This window comes from Pseudomonas kribbensis (assembly GCF_003352185.1).
Lineage (GTDB): Bacteria > Pseudomonadota > Gammaproteobacteria > Pseudomonadales > Pseudomonadaceae > Aquipseudomonas > Aquipseudomonas kribbensis.
Map to the genome: position 1 here is coordinate 1,817,485 of NZ_CP029608.1, position 20,235 is coordinate 1,837,719.

General features: G+C 60.9%; 21 protein-coding genes. 19 read left to right on the forward strand and 2 right to left on the reverse strand.

Annotated elements, in window-relative coordinates; all coding sequences use genetic code 11:
* The first annotated feature begins 1 nt into the window (after position 1).
* From fliF to flhB, 17 genes are all read left to right on the forward strand, one after another.
* The gene (fliF, locus tag DLD99_RS08435) at positions 2-1,789 is read left to right on the forward strand and encodes a flagellar basal-body MS-ring/collar protein FliF (protein WP_114881896.1); all 1,788 of its coding nucleotides are present in this window, start codon (positions 2-4) and stop codon (positions 1,787-1,789) included.
* Positions 1,782-2,801, forward strand: a complete 1,020-nt coding sequence (gene fliG, locus DLD99_RS08440) for a flagellar motor switch protein FliG (protein ID WP_007958288.1) — start codon at positions 1,782-1,784, stop codon at positions 2,799-2,801. The genes fliF and fliG overlap by 8 nt, the downstream gene beginning before the upstream one ends.
* 4 nt (positions 2,802-2,805) lie before the next feature.
* On the forward strand, positions 2,806-3,612 hold the full coding sequence (fliH, locus tag DLD99_RS08445; RefSeq protein WP_114881897.1) for a flagellar assembly protein FliH: 807 nt from the start codon (positions 2,806-2,808) through the stop codon (positions 3,610-3,612).
* Positions 3,602-4,960: a flagellar protein export ATPase FliI gene (gene fliI, locus DLD99_RS08450; RefSeq protein ID WP_085710464.1), complete on the forward strand. Its 1,359-nt coding sequence runs from the start codon at positions 3,602-3,604 to the stop codon at positions 4,958-4,960. The genes fliH and fliI overlap by 11 nt, the downstream gene beginning before the upstream one ends.
* Positions 4,961-4,966: 6 nt before the next feature.
* The gene (gene fliJ, locus DLD99_RS08455) at positions 4,967-5,416 is read left to right on the forward strand and encodes a flagellar export protein FliJ (RefSeq protein ID WP_114881898.1); all 450 of its coding nucleotides are present in this window, start codon (positions 4,967-4,969) and stop codon (positions 5,414-5,416) included.
* A gap of 101 nt (positions 5,417-5,517) precedes the next feature.
* Positions 5,518-5,823 (forward strand): STAS domain-containing protein, encoded by a 306-nt coding sequence (locus DLD99_RS08460; RefSeq protein WP_114881899.1) that lies wholly within the window; start codon positions 5,518-5,520, stop codon positions 5,821-5,823.
* 5 nt (positions 5,824-5,828) lie between these two features.
* A complete protein-coding gene (locus DLD99_RS08465; protein ID WP_114881900.1) occupies positions 5,829-7,532 on the forward strand; it encodes an ATP-binding SpoIIE family protein phosphatase in 1,704 nt (567 codons plus the stop codon).
* Between the two features lie 30 nt (positions 7,533-7,562).
* Positions 7,563-7,910, forward strand: coding sequence for an Hpt domain-containing protein (locus tag DLD99_RS08470; RefSeq protein WP_114881901.1), 348 nt, complete (start codon positions 7,563-7,565; stop codon positions 7,908-7,910).
* A 105-nt stretch (positions 7,911-8,015) separates the two neighbouring features.
* A complete protein-coding gene (locus DLD99_RS08475) occupies positions 8,016-9,389 on the forward strand; it encodes a flagellar hook-length control protein FliK (protein ID WP_114881902.1) in 1,374 nt (457 codons plus the stop codon).
* A gap of 212 nt (positions 9,390-9,601) precedes the next feature.
* Positions 9,602-10,105 carry a flagellar basal body-associated protein FliL gene (gene fliL / locus DLD99_RS08485; RefSeq protein ID WP_065260765.1) on the forward strand — a complete coding sequence of 168 codons (504 nt, stop codon included), beginning with the start codon at positions 9,602-9,604 and terminating at the stop codon, positions 10,103-10,105.
* A gap of 9 nt (positions 10,106-10,114) precedes the next feature.
* Positions 10,115-11,083 carry a flagellar motor switch protein FliM gene (gene fliM / locus DLD99_RS08490; RefSeq protein ID WP_003222890.1) on the forward strand — a complete coding sequence of 323 codons (969 nt, stop codon included), beginning with the start codon at positions 10,115-10,117 and terminating at the stop codon, positions 11,081-11,083.
* Positions 11,084-11,139: 56 nt separating this feature from the next.
* Complete coding sequence (fliN, locus tag DLD99_RS08495) at positions 11,140-11,598, forward strand: flagellar motor switch protein FliN (RefSeq protein WP_114881904.1); 459 nt, start codon at positions 11,140-11,142, stop codon at positions 11,596-11,598.
* On the forward strand, positions 11,599-12,078 hold the full coding sequence (gene fliO / locus DLD99_RS08500; protein ID WP_225739953.1) for a flagellar biosynthetic protein FliO: 480 nt from the start codon (positions 11,599-11,601) through the stop codon (positions 12,076-12,078). It abuts the gene before it with no gap.
* Positions 12,078-12,836 carry a flagellar type III secretion system pore protein FliP gene (gene fliP, locus DLD99_RS08505; RefSeq protein ID WP_085710474.1) on the forward strand — a complete coding sequence of 253 codons (759 nt, stop codon included), beginning with the start codon at positions 12,078-12,080 and terminating at the stop codon, positions 12,834-12,836. Before fliO ends, fliP begins: the two co-directional genes overlap by 1 nt.
* The gene (fliQ, locus tag DLD99_RS08510; protein WP_085710476.1) at positions 12,833-13,102 is read left to right on the forward strand and encodes a flagellar biosynthesis protein FliQ; all 270 of its coding nucleotides are present in this window, start codon (positions 12,833-12,835) and stop codon (positions 13,100-13,102) included. Before fliP ends, fliQ begins: the two co-directional genes overlap by 4 nt.
* A gap of 3 nt (positions 13,103-13,105) precedes the next feature.
* Positions 13,106-13,891 (forward strand): flagellar biosynthetic protein FliR, encoded by a 786-nt coding sequence (gene fliR / locus DLD99_RS08515; RefSeq protein WP_114881905.1) that lies wholly within the window; start codon positions 13,106-13,108, stop codon positions 13,889-13,891.
* Positions 13,892-13,894: 3 nt separating this feature from the next.
* Positions 13,895-15,034, forward strand: coding sequence for a flagellar biosynthesis protein FlhB (gene flhB, locus DLD99_RS08520; RefSeq protein WP_114881906.1), 1,140 nt, complete (start codon positions 13,895-13,897; stop codon positions 15,032-15,034).
* Positions 15,035-15,141: 107 nt separating this feature from the next.
* On the opposite strand, the gene DLD99_RS08525 is transcribed toward flhB, so the two are convergent.
* Positions 15,142-15,516, reverse strand: a complete 375-nt coding sequence (locus DLD99_RS08525) for a DUF6124 family protein (protein ID WP_114881907.1) — start codon at positions 15,514-15,516, stop codon at positions 15,142-15,144.
* 601 nt (positions 15,517-16,117) lie between these two features.
* A complete protein-coding gene (locus DLD99_RS29290; RefSeq protein ID WP_208647517.1) occupies positions 16,118-17,398 on the reverse strand; it encodes a hypothetical protein in 1,281 nt (426 codons plus the stop codon).
* A 128-nt stretch (positions 17,399-17,526) separates the two neighbouring features.
* Here DLD99_RS29290 and DLD99_RS08535 point away from each other — a divergent pair, with 128 nt between their 5' ends.
* Positions 17,527-17,919, forward strand: a complete 393-nt coding sequence (locus DLD99_RS08535) for a hypothetical protein (RefSeq protein WP_162803467.1) — start codon at positions 17,527-17,529, stop codon at positions 17,917-17,919.
* Positions 17,920-18,095: 176 nt separating this feature from the next.
* Positions 18,096-20,225, forward strand: coding sequence for a flagellar biosynthesis protein FlhA (gene flhA / locus DLD99_RS08540; RefSeq protein WP_085710483.1), 2,130 nt, complete (start codon positions 18,096-18,098; stop codon positions 20,223-20,225).
* The last annotated feature ends 10 nt before the right edge of the window (positions 20,226-20,235 follow it).

A 20,235-nucleotide genomic window follows, 5' to 3' on the forward strand; every position in this document is an offset into this window, starting at 1 on the left:
CATGGCAGAAGCAGTCGCCGATAACGTTCCGGCCAAGGCCACCCCGATAGACGGCAAACCGCCGCTGTTCGGCCTGTCCTTCCTGGAAAACCTCTCCGAGATGACCATGCTGCGTCAGGTGGGCCTGTTGGTCGGCCTGGCCGCGAGCGTGGCGATTGGCTTTGCCGTGGTGCTGTGGTCGCAGCAGCCGGACTACCGGCCTCTGTACGGCAGCCTTGCCGGTATGGACGCCAAGCAGGTCATGGACACCCTGGCCTCCGCCGACATTCCCTACACCGTTGAACCGAACTCCGGTGCCTTGCTGGTCAAGGCCGATGACCTGTCCCGTGCGCGACTGAAACTTGCCGCTGCTGGTGTCACTCCCAGCGACGGCAATATCGGTTTCGAGATTCTCGACAAGGAACAGGGTCTGGGCACCAGCCAGTTCATGGAAGCGACCCGTTACCGTCGCGGCCTCGAAGGCGAACTGGCCCGCACCATCTCCGCTCTGAACAACGTCAAGGGCGCGCGCGTTCACCTGGCGATCCCGAAAAGTTCGGTGTTCGTACGTGACGAGCGCAAGCCAAGCGCTTCGGTACTGGTCGAGTTGTACTCCGGCCGTTCGCTGGAGCCGGGCCAGGTCGTTGCCATCATCAATCTGGTGGCCACTTCCGTTCCCGAGCTGAGCAAGTCGCAGATCACCGTCGTCGACCAGAAGGGCAACCTGCTGTCGGATCAGGCGGAAAATTCCGAAATGACCATGGCCGGCAAGCAGTTCGATTACAGCCGTCGCATGGAAAGCATGCTGACCCAGCGTGTACACAATATCCTGCAACCGGTACTGGGCAACGATCGCTACAAGGCTGAAGTGTCGGCCGACGTAGACTTCAGTGCCGTCGAATCCACCGCCGAGCAGTTCAACCCGGATCAGCCGGCGCTGCGCAGCGAGCAGTCGGTCAACGAACAACGTACCGCCAGCAATGGCCCGCAAGGCGTCCCGGGTGCCCTGAGCAATCAGCCGCCGTCGCCGGCTTCGGCGCCGCAAACCACCGGTGGTGCCCAGGCTTCGACCGGCATGGTGCAGCCAGGCCAGCCACTGGTCGATGCCAACGGTCAGCAGATCATGGACCCGGCCACCGGCCAGCCGATGCTCGCGCCGTACCCGGCAGACAAGCGTCAACAATCCACCAAAAACTTCGAACTCGACCGTTCCATCAGCCACACCAAACAGCAGCAGGGTCGCCTGAATCGCCTGTCGGTGTCGGTGGTGGTGGACGATCAGGTCAAGATCAACCCGGCCAACGGCGAAACCACTCGTGCGCCGTGGAGCGCCGACGAATTGGCGCGCTTCACTCGCCTGGTGCAGGACGCGGTCGGTTTCGACGCCAGCCGTGGCGACAGCGTCAGCGTGATCAACATGCCGTTCTCCGCCGAGCGCGGCGAAGTGATTGCCGACATTCCGTTCTACTCCCAGCCATGGTTCTGGGACATCGTCAAACAAGTGCTGGGTGTGTTGTTCATCCTGGTGCTGGTGTTCGGCGTGCTGCGTCCGGTGCTCAACAACATCACCGGTGGCGGCAAAGGCAAGGAACTGGCCGGTCTGGGCGGTGACGTGGAACTGGGTGGCATGGGCGGTCTGGACGGTGAACTGTCCAACGATCGCGTCAGCCTCGGCGGCCCGACCAGCATCCTGCTGCCGAGCCCGAGCGAAGGCTATGACGCTCAGTTGAACGCAATCAAGAGTCTGGTGGCAGAAGACCCGGGTCGTGTGGCCCAGGTCGTGAAAGAGTGGATTAACGCAGATGAGTGATAACCGAGCCGCCGTCGCCAAACTGTCCCGGGTCGATAAAGCCGCGATTCTGCTGCTGTCCCTGGGGTCGACCGATGCTGCACAAGTGCTGCGCCACATGGGCCCGAAAGAGGTTCAGCGAGTCGGCGTGGCCATGGCCCAGATGGGCAACGTCCACCGTGAGCAGGTCGAGCAGGTCATGAGCGAGTTCGTCGACATCGTCGGCGACCAGACCAGCCTGGGCGTCGGCTCCGACGACTACGTGCGCAAAATGCTCACCCAGGCCCTGGGTGAAGACAAGGCCAACGGCCTGATCGACCGCATCCTGCTGGGTGGCAACACCAGCGGCCTAGACAGCCTGAAATGGATGGAGCCGCGCGCCGTAGCCGACGTGATCCGCTACGAACACCCGCAGATCCAGGCGATCGTGGTCGCGTACCTCGATCCGGACCAGGCCGGTGAAGTGCTGGGCAACTTCGACCACAAGGTGCGTCTGGACATCATCCTGCGCGTCTCGTCGCTGAACACCGTGCAGCCGGCCGCGCTGAAAGAATTGAACCAGATCCTCGAGAAGCAGTTCTCGGGCAACTCGAACGCCTCGCGCACCACCCTGGGTGGCATCAAGCGGGCGGCGGACATCATGAACTTCCTCGACAGCTCGATCGAAGGCCAGCTCATGGACTCGATCCGCGAAGTCGACGAAGACCTGTCCGGTCAGATCGAAGACCTCATGTTCGTGTTCAACAACCTGGCCGATGTCGACGACCGCGGTATCCAGGCGCTGTTGCGCGAAGTGTCCTCCGATGTGCTGGTGCTGGCCCTCAAGGGTTCGGACGAAGGCGTCAAGGAAAAGATCTTCAAGAACATGTCCAAACGTGCTGCCGAACTGCTGCGCGACGACCTCGAGGCCAAAGGCCCGGTGCGCGTCAGCGACGTGGAAACCGCGCAGAAGGAAATCCTCACCATCGCCCGCCGTATGGCCGAAGCCGGAGAAATCGTGCTCGGTGGCAAGGGCGGCGAGGAAATGATCTAACACCATGGGCAAGAACGACGACGATGTGACGGACCTGATCCGTGCCCGGGACGTGCGCGGTTTCGAAACCTGGGCCATCCCGAGTTTCGACCCGCCGCCACCGGAACCCGAGCCGGAGCCGGAGCCCGAGCCGCCGGAAATGGAAGAAGTGCCGCTGGAAGAAGTCCAGCCACTGACTCTGGAAGAACTCGAAAGCATCCGTCAGGAGGCTTACAACGAGGGCTTCGCCATCGGCGAAAAAGAAGGTTTCCACAGCGCCACCCTCAAGGTGCGCCAGGAAGCCGAGGTGGTCCTCACCGCCAAGGTCAACAGCCTCGAGCAGTTGATGGCGAACCTGTTCGAGCCCATCGCCGAACAAGACACGCAGATCGAGAAGTCGCTGGTCGACCTCGTGCAGCACATCGCCCGTCAGGTGATCCAGCGCGAACTGGCCATCGACTCGACGCAAATCGAACACGTCATGCGCGACGCCCTTAAGCTGTTGCCGCTGGGCGTGGGTAATGTGCGGCTGTACGTCAATCCGCAGGACTTCGAGCAGGTCAAAGCCCTGCGCGAACGCCATGAGGAAACCTGGCGTATTGTCGAGGACGAGTCGCTGCTGCCGGGCGGTTGCCGGGTCGAGACCGAACACAGCCGGATCGATGCGAGCATCGAAACCCGTGTCGGGCAGGTCATGGCCAAGCTGTTCGATCAACTGCACGAACAAGCCTTGCACCCGGCCGAACCGGATCTGAGCCTCGACTTGCCGGAAGCGCCGAAACCGGCCCCTGTCACCGACGAGCCGCTCGCGGACGCCCCCGATGCGCCTTGAACGCACCAGTTTCGCCAAGCGCCTGAGCACCTATGCGGAGGCCACCGAAATCCCCGGTGCGCCGATTCTCGAAGGGCGCCTGCTGCGCATGGTCGGCCTGACCCTCGAAGCCGAAGGCCTGCGCGCCGCCATGGGCACGCGCTGCATGGTGATCAACGACGACAGCTATCACCCGTCGCAGGTTGAAGCCGAAGTCATGGGTTTTTCCGGCAGCAAGGTGTTCCTGATGCCGGTCGGCAGTGTGGCCGGTATTGCGCCGGGTGCCCGTGTGGTGCCGTTGGCCGATACCGGTCGTTTGCCGATGGGCATGAGCATGCTCGGTCGTGTGCTGGACGGCGCCGGACGTGCGCTGGACGGCAAGGGCGGCATGAAGGCCGAAGACTGGGTGCCGATGGACGGCCCGACCATCAACCCGCTCAACCGTGACCCGATCAGCGTACCGCTGGACGTGGGCATCCGTTGTATCAACGGTTTGTTGACGGTCGGTCGCGGTCAGCGTCTGGGCCTGTTTGCCGGTACCGGTGTCGGTAAGTCGGTGCTGCTGGGCATGATGACCCGCTTCACCGAGGCCGACATCATCGTCGTTGGCCTGATCGGTGAGCGGGGTCGAGAAGTTAAAGAATTCATCGAGCACATTCTCGGTGAAGAAGGCCTCAAGCGTTCGGTGGTGGTTGCATCCCCGGCGGACGACGCGCCATTGATGCGTCTGCGCGCGGCGATGTACTGCACGCGTATCGCCGAATATTTCCGCGACAAGGGCAAGAATGTCCTGTTGCTGATGGACTCCCTGACCCGTTTCGCCCAGGCCCAGCGGGAAATCGCCCTGGCCATTGGCGAGCCGCCGGCGACCAAGGGTTATCCGCCTTCTGTTTTTGCCAAACTGCCGAAACTGGTGGAGCGCGCCGGTAACGCGGAGAAGGGCGGTGGTTCGATCACCGCGTTCTATACCGTGCTATCCGAGGGTGATGACCAGCAGGACCCGATCGCCGACTCGGCGCGAGGCGTGCTCGACGGTCACATCGTGTTGTCCCGGCGTCTGGCCGAAGAAGGGCATTACCCGGCCATCGACATCGAAGCGTCGATCAGCCGGGTCATGCCGGCCGTGGTGCCGCCCGATCACATGGTCCGGGCGCAATTCTTCAAGCAGCTGTGGTCGCGTTACCAGCAAAGTCGCGATCTGATCAGTGTCGGTGCCTATGTCGCCGGTGGTGATCGCGAGACTGACCTTGCCATCAATCTGCAGCCACAACTGGTCAGATACCTGCGCCAGGGTCTGAACGACAGCATCAGCCTGGGCGAAAGCGAGGCCTACCTCGAAACAATTCTCGCCCCTGCGACCGGCGGGTAACCGGTCATGGCCCTGAGCCGCGCCGCGCGTCTGGCACCGGTGGTGGAAATGGCCGAAAAGGCCGAGAAAACCGCCGTGCAGCGTCTCGGGTATTTCCAGGGGCAGGTGAAAGTGGCCGAAAGCAAACTCGCCGACCTGCATGCCTTTCGTCTGGATTACTCTGAGCAATGGATCGTGCGCGGCAGCACCGGCGTGACCGGGCAGTGGCTGCTCGGGTTCCAGGGGTTTCTGACCCAACTCGATACGGCGGTCGACCAGCAACGGCAAAGCCTGCAGTGGCACCAGAACAATCTGGACAAGGCTCGCGAGGCCTGGCAACAGGCGTTTGCCCGGGTCGAAGGCTTGCGAAAACTTGTACAACGCTACCGCGATGAAGCCCAGCGAGTCGAAGACAAGCGCGAGCAGAAGCTGCTGGACGAACTGTCCCAGCGCCTGCCGCGCCGTGATGCCTACTGACGGGTTGATCTCTGACAGTTTGCGGTGACTTCCTGCCTTGCCCCTTACCCTTGCAAGTGCTAAACCTTGTACAGGTTCGTCAATGACAAGGAAGCCAGTACATGTCAGTCGTTACAGAAGTTTCTCCGGATGGCCAAAAGCTGACGATCTCGATCAAGGGCCGGTTCGATTTCGGTCGCCATCAGGAGTTTCGCGAGTCCTATGAGCGACTCGCCAGAAGGCCCGACTCCATCGTTGTCGACCTCAAGGATGCCACCTATCTCGACAGCTCGGCCCTGGGCATGCTGCTTCTGCTGCGTGACCACGCGGGCGGTGATAACTCCGATGTGCGGGTGGTCAACAGCAATTCGGATGTGCGCAAGATCCTAGCCATCTCCAACTTCGACAAACTGTTCGACATCAGTTGACGGTCATGCAGCCGCAAGAACCCCTGACGATCCTGATCGCCGAGGACAGCGCCGCTGACCGGCTGCTATTGTCGACCATCGTGCGACGCCAGGGGCATGCGGTACTGACGGCCGCCAATGGGGCCGAAGCGGTCGAGGTGTTTTCCCGTCAGCAGCCGCACCTGGTGCTGATGGACGCGATGATGCCGGTCATGGACGGCTTTGAAGCCGCACGGCAGATCAAGGTGCTGGCCGGTGAAAACCTGGTTCCGATCATATTCCTCACGTCGCTGACCGAGAGCGAAGCGCTGGTGCGATGCCTTGAGGCTGGCGGCGACGACTTTCTGGCGAAGCCATACAACCAGGTGATCCTGTCCGCCAAAATCAAGGCGATGGATCGCTTGCGCCGCCTGCAAGCCACGGTGCTGGAGCAGCGCGACCTGATTGCCCGGCACCACGACTACCTGCTCAACGAGCAGCGGGTCGCCAAGGCAGTTTTCGACAAGGTCGCGCATTCCGGCTGTCTGAGTGCGCCGAACATTCGCTACCTGCAATCACCCTATGCGCTGTTCAACGGCGATCTGCTGCTGGCAGCCTACACGCCGGCCGGCGACATGCATGTATTGCTCGGCGACTTCACCGGGCACGGTCTGCCCGCAGCTGTGGGTGCCATGCCTTTGGCGGAAGTTTTCTACGGCATGACTGCCAAGGGTTACGGGCTGGCCGAGACCCTGCGGGAAATGAACGCCAAGCTCAAGCGCATCCTGCCGGTGGACATGTTCTGCTGCGCGACGCTGCTCTGCCTGAGTTTTCAGCGACGCAGCGTGGAGATCTGGAACGGCGGAATGCCCGACGGTTATCTGCATCGCATCGCTACGGGCGAACGGGTGCCGCTGGCGGCGCGGCATCTGCCGCTGGGTGTGCTCAGCCCGCAAGCCTTTGACGATCAAACCGAAGTGCTGTCGATGGCGGTGGGCGATCGGGTGTTCCTGTTGTCCGACGGGGTGATCGACACATGCGATGCCAATGACCAGCTGTTCGGTGTCGAACGCTTGCAGCGGGTGTTTGCCGGCAATCGCCAGCCGGATCGGCTGTTCGCCGAGATCGAGCAGGCGTTGCAGGATTTTCGCGGCGAAGCCCGGGACGATGTGAGCATGGTCGAGGTCAGCCTGCTGGAAATGGCGCAGGTCAATCCGTCGGCACCGGTGTACTCAGACAGTGGGCAGTCGTGCCCGCTGGACTGGTCGGTGAGTTTCGAATTTCGCGGCGCCACGCTCAAGCGCTTCAATCCGCTACCCTACCTGCTGCAATTGCTGCTCGAAGTGCATGGCTTGCGCACGCAGAGTGGCGCACTGTACAGCGTGCTCGCCGAGCTTTACTCCAATGCGCTGGAGCATGGGGTGCTGGGGCTGGATTCCAGCCTCAAGCGCGACGCTTCGGGTTTCGCCCGTTACTATGAGCAACGCAATGCGCGCCTCGATGCCCTGCAGGAGGGATATGTGCGCGTGCATCTGGAGGTTCGTCCGGAGGGCGAGGGCGGTTGTCTGGTCGTGCGTGTCGAAGACAGCGGCAAAGGCTTTGACGTGGCTCGGGTGATGGAGCGGCCGCTCGACGGTGTCCGCCTGTCAGGGCGCGGCGTCAGTCTGATCCGGCAATTGAGCAGGAATCCAAGCTGGTCGGACGATGGTCGTAGTGCTCGCGTGGAGTTTTTCTGGGAGGCTCTGGCATAATCCGCGCATTCTTGATCAAGGAGTGAACAAGTGACTGATGCCCGTGTAGATCGCGACGTACTGAGTGCGTTGCAAGAAGTCATGGAGGATGGCTATCCGGAATTGCTGGATACGTTCCTGGCAGATTCCGAAGCGCGCCTGCGTGAACTGCAAAAAACCGCCGATGCCGACGCCTTGTCGTCGGTGGCTCATAGCTTCAAGGGCAGTAGCAGCAATATGGGGGCGACCCGTCTTGCTGAACTTTGTCAGGAGCTGGAGCAGCACGCCAGGGACAAGAGCCCGTCCGAAATCATCAAACTGGTGGCCGACATCCATGACGAGTTTGCGGATGTGCGCCCCGTCTATGAAGCCGAGCGACAGCGCTCTCCCGCCCATTGAGTCAACCGTCCGGCGTTTTTATCCGGCGCCGGACGAAACTGGCCCGGCACTTGCAGTCATCTCGTTCAACTGTACCTACGATCCCAGTGCAGCGGAGACCGTGCCATGCCTGCAACCCCTAACATTCTTATTCAGACTGCCGCCCAGGCCAAGGCGCAAGCCGCCTCTGCCAAACCGTCAGTGGTGGCCGCAGGCCCCGGGGACAAGGCTTCGAGCTTCGCTCAGGTGTTTGCCGATCAGGGGCAGAACAAGCCTGCCGTCACGGTCGACAACTCGGTAAAACCCGCACGCGACAAAGTCGCCGACAACAGTGGCAAGAAAGACGCCGGCAAGGATCAGTCTGCCGCTCCGGACGCGACCGTTGCCGATAGCGGCAAAGCCTTGCCCGCCGATAAAACGTCATCGACAGCTGCGGACGACAAGGTCGCCAGCGACGATACCTCCGATACGCCGACCACGCCGGTCGCCGACACCACCCCGGTTGTGGATCCGACGCTGGACCCGGCGCTGATGCAGGTCGTGCAGCCGGTCGTCACGCCGCCAGTTGTTGCTGCGCCGGTCGTTGAAACACCTCCGGTGAAAACAGAGGCCCAGGCGCCGGCGGTGGCGGCATTGCCGGCTGCTGCCACGGCAGCGCCTGCCGCCGACAGTGATTTCGATCCCGAGGCCGATCCACTCGATTCGATGCCGGCCTTGCGTATGGCGATGGAGCAGAGCGGTCACATTTCCGCTTCCAGCCAGTCGCAACCCAAGACGACCCCTGCCCAGACCCAGGCTGACGGCGAACTGACCTCGGCTCAGACCTTCGCCGCCGGCATGGCCAGCATGCTGGATGTGCAGGCCGACAAGGACAGCACCAGTCAGGGCGGCGAAAAGGCCTTCAGTGGTCTGATCGACGATGGTCTGAAAGACCTGAAATCCGCCACCAGCGATACCCGCGTCGATGATTTCGCCAACCGTCTGGCGGCACTGACTCAGGCCGCCACACCGAAAACCGCCAACGCGGTGCCGGTGAACCAGCCGATTGCCATGCATCAGAACGGCTGGACTGAAGAAGTGGTCAACCGCGTCATGTACCTGTCGAGCAACAACCTGAAGTCTGCCGATATCCAGTTGCAACCGGCTGAACTGGGTCGCCTGGATATCCGGGTGAACATGGTGCCGGACCAGCAGACCCAAGTGACTTTCATGAGTGCTCACCCGAGCGTTCGCGAAGCGCTCGACGGCCAGATGCATCGCCTGCGTGACATGTTCACCCAGCAGGGCATGGGGCAGGTCGATGTCAACGTTTCCGACCAGAACCGTGGCTGGCAAGGGCAGGGTCAGGAGCAGGCCCAGCAGGGCCAGGCGGGGCGCACCAGCGCCGCCGGCGGTCGCCTGGACTCTTCGGAAGAAGAGCTGACATCTGCGGCCGTGGCTGAAGCGGCTGCCGCTACAACTCACGTGATCGGCTCCAGCGCCGTCGACTATTACGCCTGATTCGGCATTGAAAAAACTGTGGGAGCCAGCCTGCTGGCGATGGGGTCCTGATGGTCAACATAGATGTTGACTGCCAGGTCGCTATCGCCAGCAGGCTGGCTCCCACATTGTTTTGCTGTGCGCCCGATCCCTCCCTCCGACACTTCTGGCATAACACTTGCTCTTGCCTTGCCGTGCGACTGTGAAAACCCGATTAGTGACGGATTATTGGCATGGCGAAGAGCGAAGCAGCAGCAGTAAAAGACCCCGCAACCAAAGGCAAACTCAAGATGATCATCGCGATCGTGCTCGGGTTGCTGCTGGCCATCGGCGCGTCTGTGGGGGCGACGTGGTTCTTCATGCACAGCGCCCAGAGCAAACCTGCGGCTGCCGTGGAAACCGCTCCGGTCGGCAAGCAGCCGGCGATTTTCGAGCCGATGGCGCCGGCCTTCGTGGCCAACTACAACCAGAACGGCCGTCAGCGCTACATGCAGGTGAGCATCACCATGCTGGCGCGCAACCAGGCTGATCTGGACGCGCTCAAAGTGCACATGCCGGTGATCCGCAACAACCTGGTGATGCTCTTCTCCGGTCAGGACTTCGCCACTTTGGCGACCCCGGTCGGTCAGGAGATGTTGCGCCAGAAGGCCACGGCCAGCGTCCAGGAAGTGGCGCAGAAAGAGCTGGGCAAAGTGGTGATCGAACAGTTGCTTTTCACTAATTTCGTACTGCAGTAGGAACACGACATGGCCGTGCAGGATCTGCTGTCCCAGGATGAAATCGACGCGCTGTTGCATGGCGTCGACGATGGTCTGGTACAGACCGATAACGCTGCCGAACCCGGCAGTGTCAAAAGCTACGACCTGACCAGCCAGGATCGCATCGTCCGTGGACGCATGCCGACTCTGGAGATGATCAACGAGCGTTTTGCCCGCTACACCCGCATCAGCATGTTCAACATGCTGCGCCGCTCGGCGGACGTTGCCGTCGGTGGCGTGCAGGTGATGAAGTTCGGCGAATACGTGCACTCGCTGTACGTACCGACCAGTCTCAACCTGGTCAAGATCAAACCCCTGCGCGGCACCGCGCTGTTCATCCTCGACGCCAAACTGGTGTTCAAACTGGTGGACAACTTCTTCGGCGGCGACGGCCGTCACGCGAAGATCGAAGGGCGTGAATTCACCCCGACCGAATTGCGCGTGGTGCGCATGGTGCTGGAACAGGCGTTCGTCGACCTGAAAGAAGCCTGGCAGGCGATCATGGAAGTCAACTTCGAGTACATCAACTCGGAAGTGAACCCGGCCATGGCCAACATCGTCGGCCCGAGCGAAGCGATCGTGGTCTCCACGTTCCACATCGAACTCGACGGCGGTGGCGGCGACCTGCACGTGACCATGCCGTACTCGATGATCGAGCCGGTGCGCGAAATGCTCGACGCCGGCTTCCAGTCGGACCTCGACGACCAGGACGAGCGCTGGGTCAACGCCCTGCGCCAGGACGTGCTGGATGTCGACGTGCCGATCGGCGCCACCGTGGCTCGCCGCCAGTTGAAACTGCGCGACATCCTGCACATGCAGCCGGGTGACGTGATCCCGGTCGAGATGCCGGAAGACATGATCATGCGCGCCAACGGCGTGCCGGCCTTCAAGGTCAAGATGGGCTCGCACAAAGGCAACCTCGCGTTGCAGGTCATCGAGCCGATCGAGCGCCGCTGAAGCGGCGCAACACCCCTTACGCCTTTAACTGAATTGTTGCCCGCCGAGGACAAATGATGAACGACGAAATGAACGCCCAGGACGATCAGGCACTGGCCGACGAGTGGGCTGCCGCCCTGGAAGAAACCGGTGAAGCCGGGCAGGCCGACATCGACGCGCTGCTGGCCGCCGACGCTGGCGTTTCGAGCTCCAACCGTCTGCCGATGGAAGAGTTCGGCAGCGTGCCGAAGAGCAACGATCCGGTCAGCCTGGACGGTCCGAACCTGGACGTGATTCTCGACATCCCGGTGTCGATCTCGATGGAAGTGGGCAGCACCGACATCAACATCCGCAACCTGCTGCAACTCAACCAGGGTTCGGTGATCGAGCTCGATCGTCTGGCCGGTGAGCCGCTGGACGTGCTGGTCAACGGCACCCTCATCGCCCACGGCGAAGTGGTCGTGGTCAACGAAAAGTTCGGCATCCGCCTGACTGACGTGATCAGCCCAAGCGAACGCATCAAGAAGCTGCGCTGAGTGAAAAAGGTTCTGGGTTCCTTGCTGGCCGCGGTGCTGGCGCTGCCATTGACGGTCATGGCCGCCGAGCCTGCGGCCGCGACGGCTGCTGCGGCGTCTCCTGCGGCGCCCGCGATTGCTCCGGCGGTCAGCAGCGGTGTCGCCGGGCAATTGACGCAACTGGTGTTCGGCCTGCTGCTGGTGCTCGGGTTGATCTTCTTCCTCGCCTGGCTGCTGCGCCGGGTGCAGAACGCAGGGCCGGCGGGCAAGGGGCAGGTGATCGAACTGATCGGTTCCCGGGCGCTCGGTCCGCGTGACCGTTTGATGCTGGTTCAGGTCGGTAACGAGCAGATCCTGCTGGGCCTGAGCCCCGGCACCATCACCGCACTGCACGTACTCAAGGAGCCGGTGGACGTCCCGGCCACCTCCGAAAAAGCGACTCCGGAATTTGCCCAGCATCTGTTGAAGATCCTCGGCAAGGATCAGAAGGATAAGAAGTAATGGGTGCGTTGCGCATCGTCTTGACCCTGGCCCTGATGTTGGCCGCGCCACTGGCGTTCGCCGCCGATCCGTTGTCGATCCCGGCGGTCACCCTGGGCACCAACGCCAACGGGGCGCAGGAGTATTCGGTCAGCCTGCAGATCCTGCTGATCATGACGGCGCTGAGCTTCATCCCGGCCGCCGTCATCCTGATGACCAGCTTCACCCGGATCATCATCGTCTTCTCGATCCTGCGTCAGGCCCTCGGCCTGCAACAGACGCCGTCGAACCAGATCCTCACCGGCATGGCGCTGTTCCTGACCCTGTTCATCATGGCGCCGGTGTTCGACCGGGTGAACAACGATGCGCTGCAACCGTACCTGGCGGAGAAACTCACCGCCCAGCAAGCGGTGGAAAAGGCTCAGGTGCCGATCAAGGACTTCATGCTCGCGCAGACCCGCTCCAGCGATCTTGAGCTGTTCATGCGTCTGTCCAAGCGCACCGACATCGCGACGCCGGATCAGGCGCCGCTGACCATTCTGGTGCCGGCCTTCGTCACGTCCGAGCTGAAAACCGCGTTCCAGATCGGCTTCATGATCTTCATCCCGTTCCTGATCATCGACCTGGTCGTGGCCAGTGTGCTGATGGCGATGGGTATGATGATGCTGTCGCCGCTGATCATTTCCCTGCCGTTCAAGATCATGCTGTTCGTGCTGGTTGACGGATGGGCGCTGATCATCGGCACCCTGGCCAGCAGTTTCGGAGGTGTTTCGCCATGACCCCAGAAGTAGCGGTCGACATCTTTCGCGAAGCCCTGTGGCTGACCACGATGATGGTCGCGATCCTGGTGGTCCCGAGTCTGCTGGTGGGCCTGCTGGTGTCGATGTTCCAGGCGGCGACGCAGATCAACGAACAGACCCTGAGCTTTCTGCCGCGACTGCTGGTGATGCTGGTGACACTGATCGTCGGCGGTCCGTGGATCATCCAGACCTTCATGGAATACATCATCCAGCTGTACAAAAACATTCCGCTGGTCATCGGCTAGGCCATGCAGTCGCTGCTTCAGTTGACCGACACCCAGATCAGTACCTGGGTGGCGACGTTCATGCTGCCGCTGTTTCGCATCGGCTCGATGCTGATGGTGATGCCGGTCTTCGGCACCACGCTGGTTCCCAAGCGCATCCGCCTGTACCTCGCACTGGCGATCACCGTGGTGATCTCGCCCAACCTGCCGCCCATGCCGGCGGTCAGTCCGCTCGATCTCAGCGGCTTGTTGTTGATCGCCGAACAGATCCTGGTCGGTGCCGTGCTGGGCTTCTCTTTGCAGCTGTTCTTCCAGGCGTTCGTGATCGCGGGGCAGATCGTTGCGATTCAGATGGGCATGGGCTTCGCCTCGATGATCGACCCCACCAACGGCGTGTCGGTGGCGGTGATCGGGCAGTTCTTCACCATGCTGGTGACGTTGCTGTTCCTCGGCATGAACGGTCACCTCGTGGTCTTCGAGGTGCTGACTGAAAGTTTCACCACGCTGCCGGTCGGCGCGGGCCTGATGACCGCGCATTACTGGGAGCTGGCCGGCAAGCTCGGCTGGGTGCTGGGCGCGGCATTGATGCTGGTGTTGCCGGCGGTGACCGCGTTGCTGGTGGTCAACATTGCATTCGGCGTGATGACCCGGGCGGCGCCGCAACTGAACATCTTCTCCATCGGTTTCCCGCTGACTCTCGTGCTCGGCCTGTTCATTGTCTGGGTCGGTCTGGCGGACATTCTCAACCAGTATCAGCCGCTGGCCGTCGAAGCCTTGCAGCTGCTACGCGAACTGGCACAGGCGCGCTGAGTCATGGCAGAGAGCGAGAGCGGTCAGGACAAGACAGAAGACCCCACGGAGAAGCGCAAAAAGGACTCCCGGGAAAAGGGTGAGATTGCGCGCTCCAAGGAACTCAACACTCTGGCGATCATGCTTGCCGGTTCCGGCGCGCTGCTGGTGTTCGGCGGCATGCTCGCGCAGGACCTGATGGAGCTGATGCGCATGAACTTCACGCTGTCGCGGGAAGTGATCATGGATCAGGGCGCCATGGGCAAGTTCCTGATGAACTCCGGGCTGATTGCGCTGGTGGCGATCCAGCCGATCATGATCACCTTGCTGCTGGCGGCGTTTCTCGGGCCGATCGCCCTCGGTGGCTGGCTGTTCGCTGCCGGCTCCCTGGCGCCCAAGTTCAGCCGGATGAATCCCGCCTCCGGCCTCAAGCGCATGTTCTCCGCGAAGTCGGTGATCGAACTGCTCAAGGCGCTGGCCAAATTCCTGATCATTCTGGCCGTGGCGCTGGTGGTGCTGTCCGGGGATGTCGACGACCTGCTGCGCATTGCCCATGAACCGATGGACCGGGCCATCATTCACAGCCTGCAAGTGGTGGGCTGGAGCACCCTGTGGATGGCCTGCGGTCTGATCATCATCGCGGCCGTCGATGTGCCCGTTCAGATCTGGGAAAGCATCAAAAAGCTCAAGATGACCAAGCAGGAAGTGCGCGACGAGCACAAGGACCAGGAAGGCCGGCCGGAGGTCAAGCAGCGGATCCGTCAGGTGCAGCGCGAGATGTCGCAGCGGCGGATGATGGCGGCGATCCCGGATGCCGACGTGGTTATCACCAACCCGACCCACTACGCCGTGGCGCTCAAGTACGACTCGGAGAAGGGCGGGGCGCCGGTGCTGCTGGCCAAGGGCAGCGATTTCCTGGCGCTGAAGATCCGCGAAATCGCCGTGGCCAACGAAGTCATGCTGCTCGAATCGCCGGCCCTGGCGCGTTCGATCTACTACTCCACCGAGCTGGAAGAAGAAATTCCCGGCGGCCTGTACCTGGCGGTCGCTCAGGTACTGGCCTACGTCTACCAGATCCGCCAGCACCGCGCGGGCAAGGGCAAGTTCCCGGAACCGCTCAAGGATGACCTGCCGATTCCGCCGGATCTGCGGCGCGATTCCTGACTTTTGGTGATGAAAAAAACCGCCATTCGGTTGAGCCCGGAGGCGGTTTTTTTATGCCTGATGACCTGCGTTGGCTTTGAAGCTGCCGCGACGCATTTCTCAAGCCGCTACACAGAGGTCTGCGACGGCGTTAGTTCCAGATTATTCAGTACTCGATTCGCTGCCAGCTCCCCAAGCATGATCAGTTGCCCGATACCCGTCAGCGTCCTGCGCTGCGAGGCGGGCATGAGGTGGGCGAAGTCATTGGCGATGGTTCTGGCGGAGGCGAGGGTTTCGCAGAGCTCGACCAGCAGCTCTTCGTTTTTGAAGTCTGCGGTGACGGCAAACATCCGGCGGGTTCTGCGTGGCGGTGGCGTGGCGCCGGGCGGGCAGAGATAGTGATCGAGGGCGCGGTCGGCGGCTTCGTGAAGCTTTCTGGAATCGAGGGATTCGTAGGGCGAGGCGGGGTCGGTTTCGGGTGGATTGGGTGTTGGTTTGATCATGGTGAAGCTCCTATAAAGTGGAGTCGCCCGGAACTGTCGCTAAACAGTAAGGTGGCGGCTGTACGCAGGTTAGCGAACCGGTTATAGGCACCCGGCAGACCCGAGGGTCTCCCGCATACAGCCACCATAGCGGAGTTGCAGACATTGAATCTGCCACAAGGCATGGAGCGCTGGTGCACCTATTTGTGATTCGAGTCGCTAAACCCGATCGCTGATTCGTCAGCGACCGATCCACAATAGAATCCGACCCCAAGGCGCACAAGCCGGCGGATTCTGGCGTAGCTGTAGGCAATGGCGCAAGGATTTGTAGCCTGTAAGGCGTGTCTGAAGGTGTCTTTTAAACACCCGAGTTTAAAAGGCACTTTGTGCTGATTTCTCGGGCCTCTTCGCGAGCAAGTCGAATCGTCGCTCCCGCACTTGGAATGCATTTCCCTGTGAGAGCGAGCTTGCTCGCGAAGGCGCCTTCCTGTTCAGCAGAAAACTCACGCTCAAGCCCGTCTGTTCCAGTCATTGGTAAATAAATACGTGCCTTTTTTTCACGCCCTTTTTCCTTTTAACTGAGACCCGCTAATGGGGGGGCTTTTTAGCGATTGGAATCGACTTATGTGAACGTCATTTGCTTGGTGAATCGAGTCCAGCTCCCAAGCGCCGCAATATCGAACGTCACAACCACTGTTTCCCGGGCCGTGTTTACCACGTCAAACACGCAATCGTAGGTGGGTGGGGGGAGGGCGATATTCGCTACCTGAGTTCCGGAAGCAAGGATGCGAGCGCTGCCGGATACTTGAACTCGAAGCGTTATAGGCTGATCGATGACTGATGTATCGTAGGTGACGCGGTTGGGTGACGTGCCATCGGCCGCAGCGCCCGAAGCTGCTTTCGCTCTCAAACTCGCCGTTCCAGATACTGCGTCTGCCGGAAAAGACCCAGAAAAAACCATTGATCCCGTCGTCCCTGGACCTGTGTTGTATGTAGCCGTAATGTTAACTGTTTGCGCTGTCGTGTTTGAGATCGGCTGAATCGAGCGCCCTTGCGAGTCCAGCTTGATAACGATCTGGTTGGATGCATTCGTGAATTGCGCATTTCCGGAAACATTGACGGTCACTTGTCTGTTTGGCTCCCCGTTTATGGTGACGGAGTTCGTCGCTCGCGTGTATCGCCAGTCGTATGGCAGTGCCTGTCCCGCCAACCCGCCTGAAGATATATAAAGGGTAGGTGCTGGCAGAGTTTGTTCGCCTATCTGTACCCTCAACACCTTCGAAAACATCAATCGCTCACCACTACCCGATTTGTATACGGTGTAATTGATCAAGGCATAGGCGCGGCGATTAGTGGCTAGCCAATCGGAAGAAAGGGGGAAAGTCGGGGTGACACCTGCCTGAACCGGTCTCTCATCACTTTGCCAGGTCGTGTTGGCTACCGCGCGAATGCGCACCGTGTAGCCGGTTGTCATGCCTGCATAGTTCACGCTAAGGGTTTTCTGGTCGCTCGATAGCGTTGGCGGCAGTAAATCGAATGGCTGAGGAAGGACGTGCAACAACAAGTTTCTGGAGGGGATCAGTGCAGTGCCCGGCGCGGTTCGCACCGTATAGTTGATTTTTGCGGTGTGGCCAATGCTATCGATCGCCTCCAAACGCGGAATGCGGATGTCGATGGTGCCTGGTGTTCCTACCGTGATGACCTCCGAGTGGTGGGTGTGCCGTGGATTTTCCCAGGTGATACGAACCGTGTGACCGCGTGCCATGCCGGTGTATTGCGGGACTTGAACGGTGACATGATCGGCGGAATAGAAGTCTTTGATGTCAAGTTTGTCGCCAGCTGGACCGTGTGCCTCCCGTACTTTTGGTGCTGCTGGATCTGTCACTGCACTGGTTGAAGTCATGGCATTTGCTCCGACGTTTGGGTATTCGCTTTGGACGCTTCATCTGATGTCATGAGCGCAAATCATGCGACTGTCAGATCTGACAGTCGCGACGAATGGTCGCTTGCCATTTTCGTAGTCGGGATCGGTTGTTCGCCGTCTTTACCGACCCTGTTGATTACATGGACCAGTGGGCGAGTGATGCTGGGCCCGTAGAGCGACGGTATGGAAAACCCTCGTTCACGGTGGTCGGCAACCAGTTGCGCATCACGACGCGACAGTACTTTCGGCTGGACGCGGGGGCTACTCCGATCGAAATAAGTGATCTGCCATTCGTCCGTTTCGAATGGGCCTTGAATCTGATGGAAGGTCATGCGAAATCCACTGATGTCGCGCCTGTCACCATCGTGGTGCTGATGTATACGGAGGAGGACTTTGTCGATGTCGGTGGTCACAGCGTGTTCAGGGGTACGCGCTATCTGGATAATGCAGCCCTCTCTTTCGGTCCGATCACACCAGCGCACATTCTGGTAGCCAGTTGAATGTCGAGGTTCCTCCTCATTGAAGATCGCTGCATAGGGGCGTGCGCGCCGCCCATTTGTGCATTCATCACAATCTCTATTTCCCGCCTTGGCAAAAGTTGGAAGGCTTCTTGCAGTAGCCGCCGTGCGCCCGCTCTGGGCGTCAAAAGTTTGCTTTAAAGGAACGGGGAAAACCGGTGGATCGCTCTCAGTTAATCAACAGTGCCCGCTCGAACATTGCCGACCTCAGTCGGGGCAATCTGGGTGTGCCGCTGTTGCTGCTGGTCATGCTGGCGATGATGATGTTGCCGGTGCCGCCGTTCCTGCTCGACGTGTTCTTCACCTTCAACATTGCCCTGTCCATCGTCGTGCTGCTGGTCTGCGTGTACGCCTTGCGGCCGCTGGATTTTGCGGTTTTCCCGACGATCCTGCTGGTGGCGACGTTGTTGCGATTGGCGCTGAACGTGGCGTCGACGCGGGTGGTGATGCTCCACGGTCAGGACGGCCACGCCGCTGCCGGTAAGGTGATCCAGGCCTTCGGTGAGGTGGTGATCGGCGGTAACTACGTGGTCGGTATCGTGGTCTTCGCGATCTTGATGATCATCAACTTCGTGGTGGTGACCAAGGGTGCGGGGCGTATTTCCGAGGTGAGCGCGCGCTTCACCCTCGACGCGATGCCCGGCAAACAAATGGCCATCGACGCCGACCTCAACGCCGGCCTGATCGACCAGACCCAGGCCAAGGCCCGCCGTCAGGAAGTGGCCCAGGAAGCAGAGTTCTACGGTTCGATGGACGGTGCCAGCAAGTTCGTCCGCGGTGATGCCATCGCCGGCCTGCTGATTCTGTTCATCAACCTGATCGGCGGCATGGCGGTCGGTATCTTCCAGCACAACATGTCCTTCGCTGACGCCGGCAAGGTTTACGCCTTGCTGACCATCGGTGACGGTTTAGTGGCGCAATTGCCATCACTGTTGTTATCTACAGCTGCAGCGATCATGGTGACCCGTGCTTCCGGTTCGGAAGACATGGGCAAGCAGATCAATCGCCAGATGTTCGCCTCGCCGAAAGCGTTGGCGGTGGCGGCCGGTCTGATGGCGGTCATGGGCCTGGTGCCGGGCATGCCGCATTTCTCGTTCCTGACCATGGCCGCACTGGCTGCCGGTGGTGCTTACCTGTTCTGGAAGAAGCAGAACGTGGCCAAGGTGCAGGCGCTGGAAGAGGTCAAGCGTCAGCAGGAGCTGCTGCCGTCGCCGGCCCGCGCCATGGAAACCAAGGAGTTGGGCTGGGACGACGTGACGCCCATCGACATGATCGGTCTGGAAGTCGGCTATCGCCTGATCCCGCTGGTGGACCGCAACCAGGGCGGCCAGTTGCTGGCGCGGATCAAGGGCGTGCGCAAGAAGCTCTCGCAGGATCTGGGCTTCCTGATGCCGACCGTACACATCCGCGACAACCTCGACCTGGCGCCGAGCGCCTATCGCCTGACCCTGATGGGCGTGATCCTGGCCGAGGCCGAGATCTACCCGGATCGCGAACTGGCGATCAACCCGGGGCAGGTCTACGGCACGCTCAACGGCATCACCGCCAAAGATCCGGCTTTCGGCCTGGAGGCGGTGTGGATCGAAGTCAGCCAGCGCGCCCAGGCGCAATCGCTCGGTTACACCGTGGTGGACGCCAGTACCGTGGTCGCCACCCACTTGAACCAGATTCTGTACAAGCACTCCAGCGAGCTGATCGGCCACGAAGAAGTGCAGCAACTCATGCAATTGCTGGCCAAGAGCTCGCCGAAACTGGCGGAAGAGCTGGTGCCGGGTGTGGTCACGTTGTCGCAGCTGCTGAAAGTGTTGCAGGCGCTGCTGGCCGAACACGTGCCGGTGCGCGACATCCGCAGCATTGCCGAAGCCATCGCCAACAATGCCGCCAAGAGTCAAGATACCGCCGCTTTGGTGGCCGCTGTGCGGGTTGGCGTATCCCGTGCAATCGTCCAAAGCATTGTAGGGACTGAGTCCGAGCTGCCAGTCATCACGCTGGAGCCAAGGTTGGAACAAATATTGCTCAATAGTCTGCAGAAGGCAGGACAAGGCTCGGAAGAGGGCGTTCTGCTGGAGCCAAGCATGGCCGAGAAGCTGCAACGTTCGCTCATCGAAGCGGCGCAGCGTCAGGAAATGCAAGGTCAGCCGGTGATCCTGTTGGTAGCAGGCCCGGTTCGCGCGATGCTCTCGCGCTTTGGTCGCCTGGCAGTTCCCGGACTGCATGTGCTGGCCTACCAGGAAATTCCGGACAACAAGCAAGTGACCATCGTTGCGACAGTAGGGCCCAACGGCTGAGGTAGTGGTT

What these genes read in the sequence shown, in the direction of transcription:
- fliF (WP_114881896.1), top strand. Translation starts at nt 2, where the DNA reads ATGGCAGAAGCAGTCGCCGATAACGTTCCGGCCAAGGCCACCCCGATA.
- fliG (WP_007958288.1), top strand. Translation starts at nt 1,782, where the DNA reads ATGAGTGATAACCGAGCCGCCGTCGCCAAACTGTCCCGGGTCGATAAA.
- fliH (WP_114881897.1), top strand. Translation starts at nt 2,806, where the DNA reads ATGGGCAAGAACGACGACGATGTGACGGACCTGATCCGTGCCCGGGAC.
- fliI (WP_085710464.1), top strand. Translation starts at nt 3,602, where the DNA reads ATGCGCCTTGAACGCACCAGTTTCGCCAAGCGCCTGAGCACCTATGCG.
- fliJ (WP_114881898.1), top strand. Translation starts at nt 4,967, where the DNA reads ATGGCCCTGAGCCGCGCCGCGCGTCTGGCACCGGTGGTGGAAATGGCC.
- DLD99_RS08460 (WP_114881899.1), top strand. Translation starts at nt 5,518, where the DNA reads ATGTCAGTCGTTACAGAAGTTTCTCCGGATGGCCAAAAGCTGACGATC.
- DLD99_RS08465 (WP_114881900.1), top strand. Translation starts at nt 5,829, where the DNA reads ATGCAGCCGCAAGAACCCCTGACGATCCTGATCGCCGAGGACAGCGCC.
- DLD99_RS08475 (WP_114881902.1), top strand. Translation starts at nt 8,016, where the DNA reads ATGCCTGCAACCCCTAACATTCTTATTCAGACTGCCGCCCAGGCCAAG.
- fliL (WP_065260765.1), top strand. Translation starts at nt 9,602, where the DNA reads ATGGCGAAGAGCGAAGCAGCAGCAGTAAAAGACCCCGCAACCAAAGGC.
- fliM (WP_003222890.1), top strand. Translation starts at nt 10,115, where the DNA reads ATGGCCGTGCAGGATCTGCTGTCCCAGGATGAAATCGACGCGCTGTTG.
- fliN (WP_114881904.1), top strand. Translation starts at nt 11,140, where the DNA reads ATGAACGACGAAATGAACGCCCAGGACGATCAGGCACTGGCCGACGAG.
- fliP (WP_085710474.1), top strand. Translation starts at nt 12,078, where the DNA reads ATGGGTGCGTTGCGCATCGTCTTGACCCTGGCCCTGATGTTGGCCGCG.
- fliQ (WP_085710476.1), top strand. Translation starts at nt 12,833, where the DNA reads ATGACCCCAGAAGTAGCGGTCGACATCTTTCGCGAAGCCCTGTGGCTG.
- fliR (WP_114881905.1), top strand. Translation starts at nt 13,106, where the DNA reads ATGCAGTCGCTGCTTCAGTTGACCGACACCCAGATCAGTACCTGGGTG.
- flhB (WP_114881906.1), top strand. Translation starts at nt 13,895, where the DNA reads ATGGCAGAGAGCGAGAGCGGTCAGGACAAGACAGAAGACCCCACGGAG.
- DLD99_RS08525 (WP_114881907.1), bottom strand. Translation starts at nt 15,516, where the DNA reads ATGATCAAACCAACACCCAATCCACCCGAAACCGACCCCGCCTCGCCC.
- DLD99_RS29290 (WP_208647517.1), bottom strand. Translation starts at nt 17,398, where the DNA reads ATGACTTCAACCAGTGCAGTGACAGATCCAGCAGCACCAAAAGTACGG.